The sequence below is a fragment of the Gordonia liuliyuniae genome, from assembly GCF_021739025.1.
GTDB lineage: Bacteria > Actinomycetota > Actinomycetes > Mycobacteriales > Mycobacteriaceae > Gordonia > Gordonia liuliyuniae.
Genome location: NZ_JAKKOT010000002.1, coordinates 1 through 19,409, shown reverse-complemented (window position 1 = coordinate 19,409; position 19,409 = coordinate 1). Strand labels below are relative to the sequence as shown.

Sequence of the window (19,409 nt, the reverse complement as noted above, 5' to 3'; positions counted from 1 at the left end):
GGTCAAGCGACCGATGGTCAAGCGACCGAGGGCTCGACGCCGTCGATGAGTCCCCAGGCGAACGCGGTGTCGATGTCGATGTGGGCGCCGGACAGCACGAGGTAGGCGGTCCGCCACCGGCCGACGCGCCGCGGAACGCTCACCGTGCCGCCCGCCCCGGGAATCAGCCCGAGCCCCAGTTCGGGCAGCCCGAAGATCGCGTCGGCCGCGGCCGTCACAGTCGGGCAGAACGCCGCCATCTCGAGCCCGCTGCCGAGGACCGCGCCGTGGACCCGAGCATGCAGCGCCGGTCCCAGTCGGTCGGCGAGCGCGTCGAGGAGGATCGCCGGGCTGTACCTCGTCCTGGCCAGATGGGCGTCGGCAGGATCGGACAGCAGCCCGAACTCCCGCAGATCGCCACCGCTGCAGAACGAGCGGCCTTCGCCCGTGAACGTGACCGAGGCGATCGTGTCGTCGGCCAGTGCCAGGCGGAGGCCGTCGATCAAGCCTGCGCGCAGCGCATTGCTGAACGCATTGTGCCGGTCGGGGCGGTTGAAGGAGATCTCCAGTTCATCGCCGACCCGGTGCAGGCGGACGGCGTCGTCCTGCTCGTGAAGCACGCGCGGCCCCTGATCGTGCAGCCACTGCGCGAACTCCCGCCCCGCCTGCAGGGTCGAGTACGCCAGCGACTCCGTGGTCAACCCCGGTCGGGTTCCGCCATCGGAGACAGTTGCGCGAAGGACGTCGTCGCACACGATCGCGGACACCGGGTTGACGGACACGCGTTGTTCGATCGCGGCGACCGTGTCGGCGACCGAGTCGACGTGGACGATCCGGCGATCGCTCGCCGGTCCCGAGGTGACGGTGAGGCTCGCGTGCTCGATCCATGCCTGCGCCGTCGCGCTGGTCGGCACGCGGCCCGACTCGATCACCCCGACGACCAGTCCGCGGAACTCGTCGGACCGGTCAGGCGGGGTGTCCGCGGTCTCGATGTCGACGACGGTCAGCGTGGAATCCATGACCTCGAGTATCGCCGGTCGTCGACAACCGCTCACCGATAGGTCATCAGCCCGTCCTTCGCGCCTGCGAGGTGTGCGTGCTCGTTGAACGAGACGACCGACAGGCCGCGGCGTCCCGCGATGAGCTTGGTGATCGACGCGTTCACGAACGTGCGGTGCAGGGTCGGCCACTGCGAGCCGGGCACACCCCACAACTGCGCGAGGAGTTGCGTGATGGTGCCTGCCGACGAGACGACGAGGACGTTCTCACCGCTGCCCGCGAGCGTCGCCGCGCGCTCAGCGGCCGCACGCGTGCGTGTCGCGAACTCGGTGTAGCTCTCGCCGTCGTCGACGGCGTCACCGTCGATCCAGCCGGCCAGTGCGACGTCGAGAGCTTGCTGGTAGCGGGCGCGGTCGTCGTACAGCGACGCGTCGACCGTCGTCACCGACGGCGGGAGCGCGTACTCGTTCCACGCGGCGTCGACGATCTGGTCGGGGGCGGTGTCGAACGCGCCGAGCACGCCCTGCGCGGTCGCGACCTGCCGCGGAAGGTCGCCGGAGATCGCGGCGTCGAACCCGGGCACCAGGCCCGCGAGCACGTCACCGCTGCGCCGGGCCTGTGCGAAGCCGAGATCGGTGAGACCGGGAGCGCCCGGGGCCGCCGTACCGACCCCGTAGGCGTGAGCGGGAGCCTGGCCGTGCCTCACCAGGTAGACGGCGCCCAATTCATGCCTCCCGCGCAGTGACGGACGGGCAGGGCGGAGTGGTGTCGATGGTCACTTCTCCAGGCTAGTCGTCGCACCTCACTTGCCATGCGGTGCGGGTCTTGCTAGTTTCGGCGACATGACTCGTCAGCCATACGCGATCCCGGAGGTCACCTACATGACCACCGCTCTGGGTTGCCGTCTGCCGCTGGCACGGGTCCTGTGTTGTCATCGAATGCGCTGAACCAGCCCATTTCTCGCCCGCCGCATGTGCGGGCACCTCTCACGCTGCGAACGGGATAGCCGCCCGTCGAGCGTCCAGCACAAGGACCTGCACGAAAATGACTTCCACCCTGTCCCGCCCCCTCCCCGCGTCTACCGTCGAGATCCCGGCACCCAGCGGTGTCGCTGCTCTTCCCGTCCGCCGCGCGACGCGCACGGCGCCGAAGGCCCCCGCCCCGCACATCGCGACCGCGGGACTCCAGCTCTCCACCAAGGCCGCCGCTCTCGTGCTGCGCACCGCGCGAGTCTCCGGCCCGGTGTTCCGCGACGACGCCGCCGCCGCGACCGGCCTCTCGATCTCGACCGTCAATCGCCAGGTCAGCGCACTGCTCAAGGTGGGCGTGATCCGCGAACGGGCCGACCTGACGCCGCCGGGAGCCGTCGGCCGACCGCGCGTTCCGTTCGAGATCAACACCGCCGGATTTCTGACGGTCGGCATCCACATCGGCTACAAGTCGACGTCGATCACCACGCACGACCTCATGCACCGTGTCGTCGGAGCCATCGCGATCCCGACGCCGCAGGACGGCACACCCGAAGAAGTCGTCGCGTCGATCGGCGCCAGTGCACGCCGCTTCGCGGACCGCTGGGTCGGCAAGCGCCTGCTGTGGGCCGGTGTGGCCATGGGTGGCCGCGTCGTCGACGGCGGCGAAGTCGATCACCCGCGACTCGGTTGGACCGGGGTCCCCGTCGGCCGGATCATCGCCGAGTCCGTCGGCCTGCCGGTGTCGGTGGCTTCGCACGTCGAAGCGATGGCCGCAGCCGAACTCGTTGTCAACAACCCGGCCGAGCAGAACCAGAACTTCCTGTACTTCTATGCGCGTGAGACGGCGGGCATCGCGTTCAGCGTCGACGGCACCGTCCACACGCCTGCGGCCGGTCCGCCGACGATCGGCCACTTCCCGACGGGCGCGACCAGGCTCCTCGATCCGGAGAGCACGGGCCGACTGGAGGAGACGGTCAGTGACTCCGGGATCCTCGAGGCAGCGGCCGCCGCAGGCCTGGACGTCACGTCGATCGACGAGCTGCGTGCCGCGGCTCGCACCGGGGACGCCGTCGCCCACGACATCCTCGTCGAGCGCGCCGAAGTCCTCGGTCGGACCGTCGCGTTGATCTCGGACATCTTCAACCCCGACCACGTGATCCTCGGCGGGCAGGCGTTCACCGACTACCCGGAGGCCCTGCCGTCGGTCAGCAAGGCGCTGCGCGCGACATCGGTCGCCACCCAGCGTGACGTCCGAGTGGCGCGCTCAGCGATCACCGTCCAGCAGAAGGCCGCGGGCGCGGTCGCGCTCGACGCGATTTACGCCGACCCACTCGAGGCGCTCTCGCACACCCTGTGACGGGCCACGTCACGGGGTGATCGGCCGTAGCCCGTCCAGAAAGACGTCCAACGGCTTCTCGACGTCGTCGAGGTGCTGTGAGACATAGGCGAGCCCGGTCACGGTGCGGAGGATGTCGACCGGCGCCACGTCGACACGGAACTCTCGTCGGACTCTCCCGGCGTCGAGCAACGACTGCACGGCAGCGATGAGGAGCCCGCCGGTCTCTTCCCGGAACTCACTGCCCGTGGCCAGTGCAGGCTTGAGCGCCTCGGGGACGTCGCGGTTGTCGACGAGCATCGCCGCGAACCGGCCCATCCACGTGCGCAGCGCGACTCGGGCCGACGGTTCGTCGGCCAGGGCGTCGTCGGCGGCGTCGCACAGGTCCTGCACTCGGCTCCGATAAACCGCTTCGACGAGCCGCCCGCGGTTCGGGAAGTGTCGGTACAGCGTGCCGATGCCGACCCCCGCCTCCTCGGCGATGGAACTGAGCGTCGACGAATGCCCGTCGCGGCCGAGGACGCGCGTGGCCGCCGCGAGTATCCGAGCATGGTTCGACCGCGCGTCGGAGCGTGAATTCGCCGGAGCCGCAGCTGATTCAAAGCTCACGAACTGTCCGCCTCCCTCGTCGTAGACGCATACCGCAGCGTCGCCGTGGCTGCCACCCTACCGCGTGAAATGGTTCACTATGCGTTGCAAGCGGAGGGTCCTCCGTTTAGTGTATCTAACCGGAGCTGCCTCCGGTAATGCCGCACGGGTGGCTGACGAACTGCTCGACGCGAGAGGCGTCCGTAGAGCCGAGACGAGTTGGAGAGTGACTTCGAGATGTCAGTGAATTCAGAGAGCGCGGCACCGCCGCGGACCGGCGCGATCGTCGCCGTACTGGCGATGGCGGGAATCGTCGTGTCGTTGATGCAGACGTTGGTCATCCCGATCATCCCGCATCTGCCCGAGTACTTGAACGCCGGAGTCGACGACACCGCGTGGGTCATCACGGCGACATTGCTGGCGGCCGCTGTGGCGACCCCGACCATGGGCCGGCTCGGCGACATGTTCGGCAAACGCCGGATGCTGTTGATCAGCATCGTGCTGATGACCGTCGGTTCGGTGATCGGCGCTTTCGCGAGCACCGTGCTGCCGATGATCGTCGGCCGCACCCTGCAGGGCCTCGCCGCGGGCGTGATCCCGCTGGGCATCAGCGTGATGCGCGACGTCCTGCCGAAGGAGAAGCTCGCGGGCGCGGTCGCGATGATGAGCGCTTCCCTCGGTGTGGGCGGCGCGCTCGGCCTGCCGCTCGCCGCGGTGATCGCCGAATACGGTTCGTGGCACATGCTCTTCTGGGTGTCGGCCGCGATGGGTCTGGTCAGCTTCGTCGCCGTCACGATGGTGGTCCCGGAGTCGCCGGAACGAGCAGGGGGCGGGTTCGACTTCGTCGGTGCGGTGACCCTGTCGGCCGGCCTGGTCGCATTGCTGTTGGGTATCTCGAAGGGCGCTTCGTGGGGTTGGACGGCTTCCTCGACGATCCTCTGCTTCGTCATCGCTGTGATCGCCTTCGCCGCGTGGGCGACGTGGGAGCTGCGCACCACGGCTCCGCTGGTGGACCTTCGAGTCTCCGCCCGCCCCCAGGTGCTGCTCACGAACATCGCCTCCATCGCTTTCGGTTTCGCGATGTTCGCCATGTCGATGGTGTTCCCGCAGGTCGTGCAGCTTCCTGAGCAGACCGGCTCGGGGCTGGGTGGCTCCATGCTGATGGCCGGCCTGGTCATGGCGCCCATGGGCATCATGCTGTTGTTCGCGGCGCCCGTCTCGTCGTACATCACGAACAACTTCGGCCCGAAGATCACGCTCATGGCCGGTGCGGTCGTCGTCGCCGTCGGCTACTTCATCGGCGCCTTCATGCTCCATTCGGAGTGGCAGCTGGTGGTCATCGGCATCATCATCGGTATCGGCACGGGCCTGGCCTACGGCGCGATGCCCGCGTTGATCATGGGTGGCGTTCCGGCGTCGCAGACCGGCGCGGCGAACAGCTTCAACACGTTGATGCGTTCGCTCGGAACGTCGTTCGCGAGTGCGATCGCAGGTGTCATCACATCCCAGATGTTCATCCAGCTCGGCGACGCCGAGATCCCGACCGCGGACGCGTTCAAGACGATCATGCTGATCGCCGGCGGTGCCGCCGTGGTCGCGTTCTGTGTCACCGGTGTCATTCCGAAGCGCTCGGCTCCCGCCGAGGTGGACGACGTGGTGGTCGACCCCGCAGAGGTACGGTAACGGCATGGTCAGCCCCATCGTCGTCGGAGTCGACGGTTCTGCGGCGTCGCGCACCGCGCTCGCCTGGGCCGTCGAGACGGCGGTGCGGCGGGATCGCCCGCTGCGGGTGGTCGGCGCGTTCGATCCGGTGCCGACGAGCTCGGCCGTCAATATGCTGCTGCCCGGCGACGTCATCGACGCGCTGCGTGCCGAGGCCGCGAACACGGTCGAGGACGCGGTCGCCTATGCGCGGTCGTTGACGTCGGTCACCGAGATCATCGGCGATGTCGTGTCGGGCCCGGCGGTCGCCGCCCTCGTTGAAGCCTCCGCCGGTTCGGCGTTGACCGCGGTGGGGACTCGCCACCTCAGCGGAGTGCGCAGCCTGTTCTTCGGTTCGGTCAGCATCAACCTCGCGGCCCATGCGAAGAGCGACGTCGCGGTGATCGCTGGTCCGTCGGGCGGCGGACCCGTGGTCGCCGCCGTCGACGGTTCTGCGCTGACCGAGCCCGTCCTCGAACGTGCGTTGATCGTGGCGGACGTGTTCGACACGTCGCTCACCGTCGTGCACGCGTGGACCGACCTCGACGAGTCGACTCTCGCCGCGGGTTCGGTCGGCTCCGATCTGGTCGCGGAGCACGCCGACCGCGTCGACGAGCAGGTGCGGTCGTGGATCGCTCCGGTCGCCGCGCGCTACCCGCTGACCTCCGTAAACGTCGTCGTCGCACCTGGCGGTGCGGCTCAGACCATCTGCCGCGTCGCCCGGGACGCGACCATGATCGTCCTCGGCAGCCGAGGCCGCGGTGGCCTGGCCGGGATGCTCCTCGGATCGACGAGCCAAGACGTCATTCATCACGCAGAACGCCCGGTGCTCGTCGTCAAGAGCTGACGCCGGTGTCGTGCTGGAAGTCACGGCGACGGCGGTGCCGCCTTCAACACGCTTGCGATGGTGCCGTAGAAATCGGTCACAAGGTGCGTCACGGTTGCAGCGAAGCCACCTGAGGGCCCCGCCCGTTTGGTCCCTGTGGAGCGATCTACGGAGACCGTGAACTCGCGGATGCCTCGGCCGCCGCCCGGGACGAGCCGGCCGGGGTCGTTGCGCGCGTCTCCCAGGAGGAGAGCGGTCTGTTCACGGCAGCCCGCGTGGTGCGACACGACTCGGGTCCGGGAGTCAGCATCGGAGAGTTGGCGGAGCATCCAGTTCACGTGTGTGAGTGGTCTGCCGTTTCGTGGCGCGGCAATGGTGATCGAGCAGATCGCGCGATCGCGTGTGAGGTCGGCTTCTACGACGATCGGGCCGACGAGCCCCGCGGTACGCAACGTCCCGAACAGCCGTCCGGAATCGGCTAGCTGGCGGGCACGGCTGACCGCATCACGGTGCTCCGCAGGTGGAACGGCTTGGACCCGCTGCCCGAGCATTGCTGATAGTTGCAGAGCGATGTGGCGAACGAGGCGATCGAAGTTCTGGCATACCTCAGCGGGTGCCGAGTCGTGCGCGCTGACAGTGCGAGTCTTTACCGCGTCTCGGACCCGGGCCCAGTGCGAGCCCATGTCGTCGAAGACGTGCATCCCACTCGATGGATGAACCGCGTACGTCAGGAACTCGTGGAGGAGGCGGGCACGTTCGCAGTTGTCTATCCCGGTGTGTTCGAGCGTGACGGCCGCGGCTGAGATGATTTCCTCCCACGCGATGTGGTGCAGTGAGATCGACTTCAGCAGTTTCGGGTCGGGCGTCACCGCTAACGCTCCTGCGACAGGCATCAGGTCGGGGCTGATCGTGATGACCGCGTCGTAGCCCTTGGACTTCGCCACAGCCATATAGGTGGCGACCTGGTCGGCTGCGAGTCGGCGAGCGCCGATCTTCACTTCCACGAGTGCCGTCCACGTCGTGGCGCCTCTGGTCACGCGGATCAGACCGTCCGGGCGCGACTCCGCCCCGTTGATGGTGAAAGCCGGTTCCACGAACGACGTGACCCGTCCTCCAGGTGCTCCGATTGAACCCAATACGGCACGGCCGAACTCGCGAACGATCTCCATTGTCGCGAGAAGGATTGAGGTGGCGCGCTGCTCGTGATTGATCGATGCCTTGGCATGGACGGCAGGAAACAAGGTGGCCCGGTGGAACGCCGGCGGGGCCGGTTCCGTCGGCAGGTACGCGCTCGGACGGTCGTCCCAGTCTGAGGGTAGACACGGTGCCCTTCGCTGGCGTCGGATCTGGACGTTCGTCGGTGTGGGGACCGGGGGAGCGGGTTCGGGCGACTCGACATCGATGGGTGTCGAGATCTGCGGGTCGACAGCCGGATCGACTTCGATCCCGAACTCGGTGACAAGCGCGCCGAGCCCGTCCGCGTACCCCTGGCCGACTGCCCGCAACTTCCACTCCTCACCCCGCCGGTAGACCTCGCCGAAGACGAGCGCACGCTCCGTCGTCAGTCCCTCAATCGAGAATCGCGCGAGTGTCGTCGTGACGTCTGCGACGATCATCGTCGCGCTCGAAGCCGCTCCGAGTGCTTGGAATGGATCGTCTACGCTCGCTCCGACGATTACTCGGTCGACGTCTTCGGCGAGTCGCGCCAACTCGATCCGGACAGCGTCTCGACTGATGCCGTCCATCTGGCCTGTTCGCTCAAGCAGTCGGACGCTGTCGTCGGCGCTGTTCGCCTGGTTGTAGAAGATCAGATCGTCGTTGGATCGGACCCTGCCGTCGGCCCCGAGGAGCAGGACGCTGGCGTCCGTGGTGAGGTCTCCATCGGCGACGACCTCGATCGTCACCGTGATCTCTCCGACGTCAGATACCGATGAGAGCGTCAGGTTGGCTCCCTTGGACAGCAATGTCGGTGTCACCTCGAGAACGTACTGCCGCGACCCAGTTCAGCGAGCCGGATCCAGACTTATTCAAACCATGGAACGACAGAGACCGTCGAACCGAGACGTCGGCTCTCACAACGGTCGCTGAGGGTGCGGTGTCTCGACTGTGCTTATGGTTTCGGGCGGGACAGCGCGTGTGCGCGCAGGCGGCGGTAGCCGCGCACGCTCAACGGGGGGATGGATCGCAGACGGACGCGGTCGTCGTCCTCGATCGCGTCGGCGAGGTTCTCGTCGATGAGGATCTTGCCCGGACGCGCCGACCCGCAGAGGCGGGCCGCGATGTTGACCGGCTCGCCGAAGACGTCGCCGAGGCGCGCGAGGACCTCGCCGTGCGCGAGACCGATCCGCAGTCGCGGGATCGGCGGCTCGTCGCTGAGGTCCGCGATGTCCAGCGCCGTCAACGCGGACGACGCGGGGTCGGGGTTCGCGAACAGGATGCCGTCGCCGAGAGTCTTGATCACCTGGCCGTCGTATCGGGTCACCACCGCGGAGATCCGGTCTTCGAACGCGGTGATGAGATCATTCAACTCGTGATGGTCGATCTGTCGGGACAAGCTCGTGTAGCCGACGACGTCGACGAAACCGATCACCGTGTTCCAGTCCGCGTGATCGGTGTGCGACGACCGGCTGCCCTCGAGAGCGATCTCCAAGTGCAGCCGCCACACCAATTGCTGGATTCTATTGAGCGCCTTCGCCATATCGTTGATCGACCAGGTCACGTCCGGGTCTTGGTCGAACTCGGTCAGCTGGTCGGCCTGCCAGTCGGCTAACCGGGCCAACGACTGGCCGATCGTGCGGGCAGTCGCGATCTGAGCCGCTTCGTCGACCTGCGCGGCACCGCGGGCGAACAGTCGAAAGGCCGCCACGTCGGCGTCGGAGAACAGCTTCGCGTCCGAATGCTGCCGCGCGAAGCCGAAGGCCGTCCAGATCTTCTCGCCGTACTCGGGATCGATGCCGAGTGCTTCGACGAGCTCGTCACGGGAGTAGCGGGCGTCTGAGCTCGGCGCGGTCATGGGTCTACGTTATCGAGTCGACGCCGAATGCTCACGAGATCAGTACGCTCGTCGGGTCGTGGGGGCGATATGCCGGAACGGGGCGGTGAGCGTACTGATCTCGTCAGCACCCTCCGCTCGGTCCGCCGCCGAGCGTGCTCACAGCCCCAGGACTCCCCGCATCAGATACGCCATCTGGGCACCGAAGTCGGGCCGTTCCACACCTCGCCGCACGCGGACGGCGTCGTTCACGATCGACAACGCAGCGTGGACGGCGATCGCGGCCTGAGCCTCGCCGATGTCGTACAGCGACGCCATCAGCGCGGTCCACCGAGACACGTAACGGCGCTGGACGTCGACGAGTTCACGGGCGCCGGGGTCGCCTGCCAGAGCCGACGCATTGTTGAACGACACCGACAGATCGGGGATCGAGGTAATGGTCGCGACATACGAGTCGACCAGCAGCGACAGCCGATCGGCGTCGTCCGTGCCGGTCGCGTACGCGGTGACCACGCCGACCTCCAAGCGTGCGCCGCTGCGCCTGCCGATCTCGATCAGGATGGTGGCCTTGGACGGGAAGTGCTTGTACACACTGGGGCCGGTGATGCCGACCGCGGCGCCGATCTCGTCGACGGTGACCGGGCCGTAGCCGCGGTCGGCGAACAACTGCGCCGCTGCGTCGAGTATTTCCGTCCGGCGGTCGTCGCCGGGAAGCTCGACGTTCGGTGGGACACGCAACGGAGCCGCCGCCGACGGGGTGAGGGCGACGAGACGCTCCGCGGCCACCGTGAGCTCGCGAACCGCCTGCGCGGACGGGAGCCGCGCACGGTGGACGGACAGACTGCCGACGACACTCAACAGGGTCCACACCAGCTGACGCTGCTCCCAGTCGGCCAAGTCCCGCTCGGCGAACAACACGTCAGCCCACTGGCGCAGTACCGCCCGAGTGCCCTGCACCACCTCACGGTTCTGTTCCGGGGTCAGGTACGTGCCGGTCCACCGCCAAAGGGTCGAGGCGTTCTGGCGTCGCGCCATCGACCCGCACATCGACGTGATGAACGCGTGAGAATCACCGCCGGACGAGGTCACGGCGGACGTCGTGCAGGTCTGCAGATCGTCGACGCCGGTGAGGACCGCGTCGTAGAGCAACGCCTGCTTGTCGGCGAAATGACGATACAGCGACGGGGCGGTGACGCCTGCTGCGCGAGCGATGTCGGCCATGGACACTTGGGGGTAGCCATGCCGAAGGAACAGCTGAGCGCTGTGATCGATCAGCTGCCGTTTCCGGTTGGCCGGGCGTGAGGTCCCGGACTGCTTCGAAGCCGTCATTGTGAATCGACCATAGCGCATAGAGATGAACTGTCGAGGCGGGATGACCACCCGGTATAGCCAAATAAGTTATGAAGCGTTAGCCTGTGTCTCGTAACCACTATCGGTTCGTGTGAAAGGAACACCTGTGTCCGAAGCATTCATCTACGAGGCTGTGCGTACGCCCCGTGGCAAGCAGCGTGGAGGCTCGCTGCACAGCGTCAAGCCGATCGACCTCGTCTCGGGGCTGATCGATGGACTCCTCGCCCGCCACGGCGACCTCGATCCGAAGGAAATCAACGACCTGGTCCTCGGCGTCGTGTCGCCCGTCGGCGAACAGGGCGCGGTCATCGCGCGCACCGCGGCCCTCGTGTCCGGGTTGGGCGAGACCGTCCCCGGCACGCAGATCAACCGCTTCTGCTCGTCGGGTCTGGAAGCAGTCAACCTGGCTGCGGCCAAGGTCAAGTCGGAGTACGACGACCTGGTTCTCGCCGGTGGCGTCGAGTCGATGTCGCGCGTCCCGATGGGCAGCGACGGCGGTGCACTGTTCACCGACCCGGCCACTGCCTACGACAACTACATCAACCCGCAGGGCATCGGCGCCGACACGATCGCGACGATCGAAGGCTTCTCGCGTGACGACGTCGACGCCTACGCCGCAGAGTCGCAGCGTCGCGCCGCCCAGGCGTGGGACGAAGGTCGCTTCGCCAAGTCGATCATCCCGGTCAAGGACATCAATGGCGTCACGCTGCTCGACAACGACGAGCACCGTCGCCCCGGCACTACCGTCGAGAGCCTCGGCAAGCTGAAGCCTGCCTTCCAGGCGCTCGCCGACATGGCGGGCTTCGACGACGTCATCATGCAGAAGTACCCGAACGTGGAGAAGGTCAACCACGTCCACACCGGTGGCAACAGCTCCGGCATCGTCGACGGCTCGGGCCTGGTCCTGGTGGGCAGCGAAGCCGCGGGCAAGCGCAACGGCCTGACCCCGCGCGCCCGCGTCGTCTCGTACGGCGAGGTCGGCTCGGAGCCGTCGATCATGCTCACCGGCCCGACCCCGGCCACCGAGCTCGCGCTCAAGCGCGCAGGTCTGACGGTCGACGACATCGACGTCTTCGAGCTCAACGAGGCGTTCGCGTCGGTCGTCATGAAGTGGATGAAGGACCTCAACGTTCCTCACGAGAAGGTCAACATCAACGGCGGCGCGATCGCGCTCGGCCACCCGCTCGGTGCCACCGGCGCCATGATCCTGGGCAGCACCCTCGACGAGCTCGATCGCGTCGGCGGCCGCTACGGCCTGGTCACCCTGTGCATCGGCGGCGGCATGGGCGTCGCGACCGTCATCGAGCGTCTCTGATCGCCCCGGAACCAGAAGGAAAAAGACTTCATCATGACTGACAACATGATCGCGTGGGAGAAGGACGCCGACGGCGTCGTCACCCTCACCATGGACGACCCCAACCAGGGCGCCAACACCATGAACTCCACTTACCGCGAAGCGATGGCTGCGACCGTCGACCGCCTGGAAGCGGAGAAGGACGACATCGCCGGTGTCGTCTTGACCTCGGCGAAGAAGACCTTCTTCGCCGGCGGTGACCTCAAGGACATGACCAACCCGCCGGCCGACCAGACCAAGGAAGAACTGGCGACGTCGATCAACGCGAGTACCAACGAGATGAAGGCGGTCCTGCGCCGCCTGGAGACTCTCGGCAAGCCGGTCGTCGCCGCCATCAACGGCGCGGCGCTCGGCGGTGGCCTGGAGATCGCCCTGCACTGCCACTACCGCGTCGCAGCCGACGTCAAGGGCAACGTGCTCGGCCTCCCCGAGGTCACCCTCGGTCTGCTCCCGGGTGGCGGCGGCGTGGTCCGCACCGTCCGTCTCCTCGGCATCCAGCAGGCGCTCATGGGCGTCCTGTTGCAGGGCCCGCGCCTGAAGCCGGCCAAGGCCAAGGAGATCGGCCTCGTCGACGAGGTCGTCGGTTCGATCGACGAGCTCGTCCCCGCCGCCAAGGCGTGGATCAAGGCGAACCCGGAGGCTCAGCAGCCGTTCGACGTCAAGGGTTACAAGATCCCGGGCGGCGCACCCACCAACCCGGCGATGGCCGCCAACCTGCCTGCCTTCCCCGCTCTGCTGCGCAAGCAGATCAAGGGCGCGAACATGCCGGCACCGCGCGCCATCATGGCCGCAGCCATCGAGGGCGCCTACGTCGACATCGACACCGCAGACGTCGTCGAGACCCGCTACTTCGTGTCGCTGGTGACCGGTCAGGTCGCACAGAACATGATCAAGGCGTTCTTCTTCGACCTGCAGCACATCAACGGTGGCGGCTCGCGGCCCGAGGGCTTCGATAAGTACCAGGCCAAGAAGGTCGGCGTCATCGGCGCGGGCATGATGGGCGCTGCCATCGCCTACGTCTCGGCGAAGGCAGGCATCGACGTCGTCCTCAAGGACATCGACCTCGAGGCGGCCAAGCGAGGCAAGGGCTACTCGGAGACGCTCGAGGCGAAGGCGCTCAAGCGCGGCAAGACGACGCAGGAGAAGAGCGACGCTCTCCTCGCACGCATCACTCCGACGGTCGACGCCGCGGACTTCAAGGGCGTCGACCTCGTCATCGAGGCCGCGTTCGAGTCGGTCGAAGTCAAGAACAAGGTGTTCCAGGAGATCGAGGACATCGTCGAACCCGACGCCATCCTCGGCTCGAACACCTCGACGCTGCCGATCACGATCCTCGCCGAGGGCGTCAAGCGCTCCGAGGACTTCATCGGAATCCACTTCTTCTCGCCGGTCGACAAGATGCCGCTGGTCGAGATCATCAAGGGCGAGAAGACTTCTGACGCCGTCCTGGCGAAGGTCATCGACTACACCCTGCAGATCCGCAAGACGCCGATCGTGGTCAACGACAGCCGCGGCTTCTTCACCAGCCGCGTCATCGGCACGTTCATCAACGAGGCTCTCGCGGCCGTGGGCGAGGGCGTTGAGCCGGCCTTCATCGAGCAGGCGGGCGGCCAGGCCGGATACCCGGCACCGCCGCTGCAGCTGTCCGACGAGTTGACGTTGACCCTGATGCAGAAGATCCGCAAGGAGACCGAGACCGCAGCGAAGGCTGAGGGCGCCGACTACCCGGACCACGGTTCGTACGCGGTGGTCGACAAGATGGTCGAGCTGGGTCGCACGTCGAAGAAGGACGGCAAGGGCTTCTACGATTACGAAGACGGCAAGCGCGGCCTCATCTGGCCGGGCGTTCGTGAGAACTTCAAGTCGGGCTCGGTCGAGATCCCGCTCGAGGACATGAAGGAGCGGATGCTCTTCGCTGAAGCCCTCGAGACTGTGAAGTGCTTCGACGAAGGCGTGCTGACATCGGTCGAGGACGCCAACATCGGCTCGATCTTCGGCATCGGCTTCCCGGCGTGGACCGGTGGCGTCATCCAGTACATCAACGGTTACGAGGGCGGTGTCGCAGGCTTCGTCGCCCGCGCCAAGGATCTCGCAGGCAAGTACGGCGCCAACTTCGAGCCGCCCGCCTCGCTCGTGGAGAAGGCGGCCGCCGGAGTGAACAAGCTGACGAACGAGAACCTCGTCAAGTAGTCCGACCTCCGGTCGAACATCGCGAAGGCCCCGGTGAGCTCGTCTCACCGGGGCCTTCCGCATTCGGTCGCCGGGCCCGTGGCGGTGAGGTCGATCGGCGGTGAGCGATCCGCGTACTCTGACAGGGATGGATTCGGGACGGTCAGGACACGCGCAGCAGCCGGGTTACCGGCCGCCGATGGCCGTCGGTCAGCAGTATCCGGCGTTGGGCTACGGGCCGGACGGGGCACCGCGATACACCTATCAGCCCGACCCCGATCCTGCCGCTCAGGCCCAGCCGCAGGGCGTCGAAGCCGAGACCCCGCAGTACGCGCCGCCGCCACCCGAGCCGGGTGGCCCGCGTCAGCGCGCGGTACTCGGCGCGGCCGCGATCATTGTGCTGGTGCTCCTCGTGGCCGGTGCGTTCAAGCTGGTGTCGGGCGGCGACTCCGACGTCGCGACGCTGCGCGACGATGCGCCCGTCTCGCAGAACACCACGGACCCGTACCTGCCGGAGTCGATCGATCCGACCGACGAAGTGCCGGGGGAGACGCAGCGTCCTGCACCGAACACGCTTGACGCCGACCTCGCAGTCGACGCCGCACCGGGCTCCGCCGTCGTCTACATCGACGACGACGGCGTCCAACTCGTTCACATGACGACCGCGCGATGGCGGCAGACGGTGCGTGCGACCAGTGGTCTCCTACAGATCCGGGTCGTCGTCGCTCCGGGTGCTCCGGCGTCGTGCACCATCACTGTCGACGGCCAGGTCGTCGCTCACGAAGAGGCTCCTGCGGACGCGTCGGGCGTCCTCGCATGCCGTGCCGTCGGCTGATTCCGGGCGCGCGCGCCGATGGGCGTGCCGCGGATGCCCTAACGTAGACGTGTGACTTCTTCCGACGAGGCAGCCGACACCGGAGCCAAGACGATGTTCACCTGGCGATCGGTCGACGGCGGGCGCTTCGAACAAGTGCGGCTCAACACGGCGGGCGGACGGCTGCGCGCCTACGGTCGGATCATCTCCGCGGAGACTGCCGAGGTCCAGGCCTATTCGTCGTCGTACGAGCTGGTCGCCAACGACATCGGGATCACGCGACGCCTCTCGTTCCGTCTGCTCAAGACCGGCGGCGAGGCTCCCCTCGACTTGAGTCGCGACATGGACGGTCGATGGATGGTCCAGACCCCGTACAGCACCATCCAGAGTGACTTCGACGGCGCCGAGGGGGTCGACGTCGCGATGTCGCCGTTCCTGTCGGCGCTCCCGATCTTCCGTCATACGTTCTTCGGCAAGGGTGCGTTGACCGACGTCCCGCTGGTGAGCTTGCGGCTCCCGACCTACGAGATCGAACCCGATGTCGCGTCGTACACGATCGGTGACGGGACGGCCACGATCACCACGGCGGGCGGCACCGTCGACCTGTCCATCGACGAGCACGGACTCGTCCTCGACTACCCGGGAGTCGCGACCCGTATCTGACGGGTTGTCTCCGGCGGGGTCGGTTCAACCGACCCAGACGCGGGCCAGATACGCCTGGCGGCGCAGTTCCTGCGCCCAGCCGTCGTCGCCGATCCTCACCCCGACGATCGGTTCCACCTCGCCGGCGGCGACCTCTTCGTATGCTGTGCGCGCGCGGTGGCCGGCCTCGATGAGGGCGGCGACGTCGCCGTGGTCGCGGAGTCGGTCGCGGGCGGCGACGAGCCGATCGATCGTCTCGCTGAGGGTGTTGAGGAGGGCGACCGAGTTCGCTTCGAGCATCGCGCGCTGCAACTCGGGCGCGGTGCCCGCCACCCGCGTCCCGTCGCGAAAGCTGCCTGCCGCCAGGCGGAGCGGCAGACGGCTCTCGCCTGCACCTACCGCAGCGGTGACGGCCGCGGTCACGTGCGGATTGTGGGAGATCGCGGCCGCTGCCCGATCGTGAGCGTCCTCCGCGGCGGGCACGACGTAGGAACCGGCGGCACGCGCGATGTCGGCGACGGCCAGCCAGTCGTCGGCCGCGGTGTCGTCGTGCGTCGTCACCATCCACATCGCGTTCTCGAACAGGCTCGGATCGGTCGCCGCCCAGCCGGAATGAGCAGTGCCCGCCATCGGATGCCCGCCGACGTAGCGGGCGTCCGGGTGGTGGTGGGCGACGATTCGCGCCACCTCCTCCTTCACACTCACCACGTCGGTGAGCAGACAGTCCGGCGCGCGTTCGACGACCGCGTCGACGATGGGGCCGAGGACGGTGACCGGTGTCGCCAGCACGATCACCGCGTCGGTCTCGGCGGCGCGAGTCAGCGTCTGCGGCAGGTCGCTGGATGCGTCGTACCCGTCTGCGACGGCGGCGTCGACCGTGGCCGTCGACCGGTTGTATCCGAACGCCGGCCGCTCGCCCGCGAGACGGCGAAGCAGGGAGCCTCCGATGAGACCGAGGCCGAGGATGCAGACGGGGCGCGAGGACGTGACAGGCATGCGTCTACGGTGGCACATCGCGCCGACCAGGGCGATACGGCGGGGCGCGACGGGGGGCGAGACGCGAACGCGCGCGTCGACTCACCGTAACCGCCGCGAATGCGAGTGATGCATGACACAGTGGTCACCACGTATGAAGGTTCGAGAGATTGGGGTAGGCGATGGCCGAGACTGCAGACGGCGGTGCGATCAGGTCGATTGTCGGACGTGTCGGTGGGTTGCGCTCCGGTCGGCGTCGCGCGGCGGATCCGTTGCCGACAGTCGTGTGGTCTCCGGTCACCATGCTGCTGTCCCTCGGTCGTGCCGTGCTGCTGACTCGCAGCGGCCCGAACACCGCGTTGACCCTGCCGTACGGTTTCGGTTCCGTCGTCATGGAGTCGGCGGCTACCTGAAGTGCGCGGGCCGCCCATCGATTCAGACTTGGGAGACCTGCGGAAACCGACTACCGTTGCGGGCATGGCGAAGCCCGTCGCGCAGAGCGATTACCCCGATGTCGACGGATTCGCGGTGGCCGTAGTCCGTGACGACGGCGGGTGGCGACTCTCACCGCTGACGCCGTCGGCGCTCGACAGCCTCGACGATGCCGAGTTGCAGCTCCGCGAACTTCGCGCGGCGGGTGCCGTGTTCGGTCTGCTCGACGTCGATGACGAGTTCTTCGTGATCGTCCGCCCCTCTCCGTCCGGTGCGCGGCTGTTGATCTCCGATGCGACCGCAGCGGTCGACTACGACATCGCCGCCGACGTGCTCGACGCATTGAATGTCGATGTCCCGGATCTTGATCCGGACGAGCTCGACGACATCGATCCGTGGGAGGAGGGCGATCTCGCTATCCTCGCCGACCTCGGACTGCCGGACGCGGTGATGAGCGTGATCGTCGGCGACACCGACTTGTATGCAGACGAACAGGTCGGCATGGTCGCCGCGCGGCTCGGGTTCGCGGACGAGCTGTCTGACGTCCTCGACAAGCTCGGCCACTGACCTCTCGGTGATGGACGTCGATCGGGGCGCGGTCCACCGCGACGCCGAGGCGATGATGCGGGTGGCTCTCGACGTCGCCCGCTCGACGGGTGGCGAGGACGTCCCGATCGGAGCCGTCGTCTACGGCCCGGACGGTGTCGAACTGGCGCGGGCAGCGAACCGGCGCGAGGCTGACGGCGATCCGACGGCCCACGCCGAGGTCCTGGCACTGCGGGCCGCCGCGGCGCGGCACGGCGACGGCTGGCGGCTGGAAGGCTGCACGCTCGTCGTGACCGTCGAACCGTGCACGATGTGCGCGGGCGCGCTCGGGTTGTCCCGCGTCTCTCGCGTGGTGTTCGGGGCATGGGAGCCGAAGACCGGCGCGGTCGGCTCGTTGTGGGACGTCCTGCGCGATCCGCGGTTGGTCCACCGCCCCGAGGTCCTCGGCGGCGTGCTCGCCGACGAGTGCGCAAGCCTGGTGACCGGCTTCTTCGCTACCCGCCGCGACTGATGCTGCGGCAGTTCGAGAAGCGGGGCACACTTGAAGGGTGCGCAGCCGCGGGTTGCGCGGAGGCGACAATCGAAGGGGAAGTCATGTCGGATCCGATGGACAAGGTCACCAAACTCGCGGGCCAGGTGATCGGCAAAGTCAACGAGTTCGTCGAGAGCGAGCAGGTTCAGGGCGCGGTCGGCACCGCCAAGGAGAAGTTCGACGAGGTAGCCAACAGCGACCAGGTCAAGGACGCGGTGTCGACGGCGCGCGAGAAGTTCGACGAGGTCTCCAAGAACGAGAACGTGCAGGGCGCGGTGCACACCGCCAAGGAGAAGTTCGGTGAGATCGCCGGCAAACTGTCCGGCGGTGGGTCGCCGACCGACAAACCGTGAAACTCGACGGAAACAGTCTCTGACCAGCTGATTTCACTCTCTGGTTCGGCTGCCGTATAGTTCTTCGCGGTGGCGTGTCCGAGCGGCCGAAGGTGCGACACTCGAAATGTCGTGTGTAGTGACCCTGCACCGGGGGTTCAAATCCCTCCGCCACCGCAGAAGGCCCCTGATCTGGAATCCAGGTCGGGGGCCTTTTCCATTTCCGGTGCAGTATTTCCGGGCCCGGCGATCGATCCAGGCCGCCGACCTCCGTATGTGTGTCGAGCAACACAGTCGGTACCTACGCTGCTGCGACCGTCCTATATGGCAGGATCGTCCGCAGTCGACAGGGGTGTCGGCTATGAACACTCTCAGGGGGAGAAAAATGAAGAATCGTCTCGTCGGTTTGCTGCTCGCCGTCATGGTGGCACTCGGGCTCGTTGCGACTACCGGACTCGGGGCCGCGGGGCAGGCGTCCGCAGCCACCGTCCAGGACACCGGCACGAAGGTGTTCGTCGGATTCACCAAGGGTGAGACCAAGCAACTCGCACAGTCCGGTGTCGCCGGTGTGGTCGACCACCCGGCGGTCCATCCGTACTTCTACGGGTCAGTCGACTCGAAGACCCGCTTCAAGCGGGTGTACGTGCCCGGCCGCGGTTACACGACCTATGCGACGGCGAACCTGCTCGTCCGTGAAGCAGCGTCGCACAACGGCAACGTCTGGATCAGCTTCAACAAGACGGGCAAGCGCCCGTTCACGCTCTGGACGCGCTGGAAGTGACGGTCTAGAAAATCATCGCCGAGAGTTGGGGGGGGGGGGCCGACCACCCCCCCCCAAACACCTTGGCGAGCGGGGCCCCCGCCGGCTCGT

Annotated in this window: 19 protein-coding genes and 1 tRNA gene; 13 read left to right on the top strand and 7 right to left on the bottom strand. The window is 67.3% G+C overall.

What is annotated here, in order from left to right; genetic code table 11:
• Positions 1 to 17 precede the first annotated feature (17 nt).
• Both L5G28_RS01215 and L5G28_RS01210 read right to left on the bottom strand, forming a co-directional pair.
• Positions 18 to 998: an enoyl-CoA hydratase/isomerase family protein gene (locus tag L5G28_RS01215; protein WP_236999984.1), complete on the bottom strand. Its 981-nt coding sequence runs from the start codon at positions 996 to 998 to the stop codon at positions 18 to 20.
• A 32-nt stretch (positions 999 to 1,030) separates the two neighbouring features.
• Positions 1,031 to 1,702 (bottom strand): histidine phosphatase family protein, encoded by a 672-nt coding sequence (locus L5G28_RS01210; protein ID WP_236999983.1) that lies wholly within the window; start codon positions 1,700 to 1,702, stop codon positions 1,031 to 1,033.
• 320 nt (positions 1,703 to 2,022) lie between these two features.
• Here L5G28_RS01210 and L5G28_RS01205 point away from each other — a divergent pair, with 320 nt between their 5' ends.
• Positions 2,023 to 3,306 (top strand): ROK family transcriptional regulator, encoded by a 1,284-nt coding sequence (locus L5G28_RS01205; RefSeq protein ID WP_236999982.1) that lies wholly within the window; start codon positions 2,023 to 2,025, stop codon positions 3,304 to 3,306.
• A 9-nt stretch (positions 3,307 to 3,315) separates the two neighbouring features.
• On the opposite strand, the gene L5G28_RS01200 is transcribed toward L5G28_RS01205, so the two are convergent.
• Complete coding sequence (locus tag L5G28_RS01200) at positions 3,316 to 3,894, bottom strand: TetR/AcrR family transcriptional regulator (protein ID WP_236996607.1); 579 nt, start codon at positions 3,892 to 3,894, stop codon at positions 3,316 to 3,318.
• Between the two features lie 279 nt (positions 3,895 to 4,173).
• Between L5G28_RS01200 and L5G28_RS01195 the strand changes: the two genes are divergently transcribed.
• On the top strand, positions 4,174 to 5,556 hold the full coding sequence (locus L5G28_RS01195) for an MFS transporter (protein ID WP_372477168.1): 1,383 nt from the start codon (positions 4,174 to 4,176) through the stop codon (positions 5,554 to 5,556).
• Between the two features lie 4 nt (positions 5,557 to 5,560).
• Complete coding sequence (locus L5G28_RS01190; protein WP_236999980.1) at positions 5,561 to 6,421, top strand: universal stress protein; 861 nt, start codon at positions 5,561 to 5,563, stop codon at positions 6,419 to 6,421.
• Positions 6,422 to 6,441: 20 nt separating this feature from the next.
• Here L5G28_RS01190 and L5G28_RS01185 read toward each other — a convergent pair whose 3' ends face one another.
• The 3 genes from L5G28_RS01185 to L5G28_RS01175 form a co-directional block, all read right to left on the bottom strand.
• The gene (locus L5G28_RS01185) at positions 6,442 to 8,376 is read right to left on the bottom strand and encodes a TerD family protein (protein ID WP_236999979.1); all 1,935 of its coding nucleotides are present in this window, start codon (positions 8,374 to 8,376) and stop codon (positions 6,442 to 6,444) included.
• Between the two features lie 134 nt (positions 8,377 to 8,510).
• Positions 8,511 to 9,413 carry an adenylate/guanylate cyclase domain-containing protein gene (locus L5G28_RS01180; RefSeq protein WP_236999978.1) on the bottom strand — a complete coding sequence of 301 codons (903 nt, stop codon included), beginning with the start codon at positions 9,411 to 9,413 and terminating at the stop codon, positions 8,511 to 8,513.
• A gap of 138 nt (positions 9,414 to 9,551) precedes the next feature.
• Positions 9,552 to 10,721, bottom strand: a complete 1,170-nt coding sequence (locus L5G28_RS01175) for a TetR/AcrR family transcriptional regulator (RefSeq protein ID WP_372477140.1) — start codon at positions 10,719 to 10,721, stop codon at positions 9,552 to 9,554.
• A gap of 127 nt (positions 10,722 to 10,848) precedes the next feature.
• On the opposite strand from L5G28_RS01175, the gene L5G28_RS01170 reads away from it, so the two are divergent.
• The 4 genes from L5G28_RS01170 (at position 10,849) to L5G28_RS01155 (ending at position 15,742) form a co-directional block, all read left to right on the top strand.
• Complete coding sequence (locus tag L5G28_RS01170; protein ID WP_236999976.1) at positions 10,849 to 12,057, top strand: acetyl-CoA C-acetyltransferase; 1,209 nt, start codon at positions 10,849 to 10,851, stop codon at positions 12,055 to 12,057.
• A gap of 33 nt (positions 12,058 to 12,090) precedes the next feature.
• On the top strand, positions 12,091 to 14,286 hold the full coding sequence (locus L5G28_RS01165; protein ID WP_236999975.1) for a 3-hydroxyacyl-CoA dehydrogenase NAD-binding domain-containing protein: 2,196 nt from the start codon (positions 12,091 to 12,093) through the stop codon (positions 14,284 to 14,286).
• Between the two features lie 127 nt (positions 14,287 to 14,413).
• A complete protein-coding gene (locus L5G28_RS01160) occupies positions 14,414 to 15,100 on the top strand; it encodes a hypothetical protein (RefSeq protein ID WP_236999974.1) in 687 nt (228 codons plus the stop codon).
• 51 nt (positions 15,101 to 15,151) lie between these two features.
• On the top strand, positions 15,152 to 15,742 hold the full coding sequence (locus L5G28_RS01155) for a putative glycolipid-binding domain-containing protein (RefSeq protein ID WP_236999973.1): 591 nt from the start codon (positions 15,152 to 15,154) through the stop codon (positions 15,740 to 15,742).
• Between the two features lie 24 nt (positions 15,743 to 15,766).
• On the opposite strand, the gene L5G28_RS01150 is transcribed toward L5G28_RS01155, so the two are convergent.
• Positions 15,767 to 16,717: a prephenate dehydrogenase gene (locus tag L5G28_RS01150; RefSeq protein WP_236999972.1), complete on the bottom strand. Its 951-nt coding sequence runs from the start codon at positions 16,715 to 16,717 to the stop codon at positions 15,767 to 15,769.
• Between the two features lie 161 nt (positions 16,718 to 16,878).
• Here L5G28_RS01150 and L5G28_RS01145 point away from each other — a divergent pair, with 161 nt between their 5' ends.
• The 6 genes from L5G28_RS01145 to L5G28_RS01120 all read left to right on the top strand — a co-directional run bounded on the left by L5G28_RS01145 (position 16,879) and on the right by L5G28_RS01120 (position 19,319).
• Complete coding sequence (locus L5G28_RS01145) at positions 16,879 to 17,109, top strand: hypothetical protein (RefSeq protein ID WP_236999971.1); 231 nt, start codon at positions 16,879 to 16,881, stop codon at positions 17,107 to 17,109.
• Positions 17,110 to 17,173: 64 nt separating this feature from the next.
• Positions 17,174 to 17,695 carry a tRNA adenosine deaminase-associated protein gene (locus tag L5G28_RS01140; protein WP_236999970.1) on the top strand — a complete coding sequence of 174 codons (522 nt, stop codon included), beginning with the start codon at positions 17,174 to 17,176 and terminating at the stop codon, positions 17,693 to 17,695.
• A gap of 10 nt (positions 17,696 to 17,705) precedes the next feature.
• Positions 17,706 to 18,185 (top strand): nucleoside deaminase, encoded by a 480-nt coding sequence (locus tag L5G28_RS01135; RefSeq protein WP_236999969.1) that lies wholly within the window; start codon positions 17,706 to 17,708, stop codon positions 18,183 to 18,185.
• 83 nt (positions 18,186 to 18,268) lie between these two features.
• The gene (locus tag L5G28_RS01130) at positions 18,269 to 18,559 is read left to right on the top strand and encodes a hypothetical protein (protein WP_236996621.1); all 291 of its coding nucleotides are present in this window, start codon (positions 18,269 to 18,271) and stop codon (positions 18,557 to 18,559) included.
• A gap of 68 nt (positions 18,560 to 18,627) precedes the next feature.
• Positions 18,628 to 18,715: transfer RNA gene (locus tag L5G28_RS01125), tRNA-Ser, on the top strand.
• Positions 18,716 to 18,923: 208 nt separating this feature from the next.
• Entirely contained in the window at positions 18,924 to 19,319 is a 396-nt protein-coding gene (locus tag L5G28_RS01120; RefSeq protein WP_236996622.1) for a hypothetical protein, read from the top strand.
• Positions 19,320 to 19,409 lie beyond the last annotated feature (90 nt).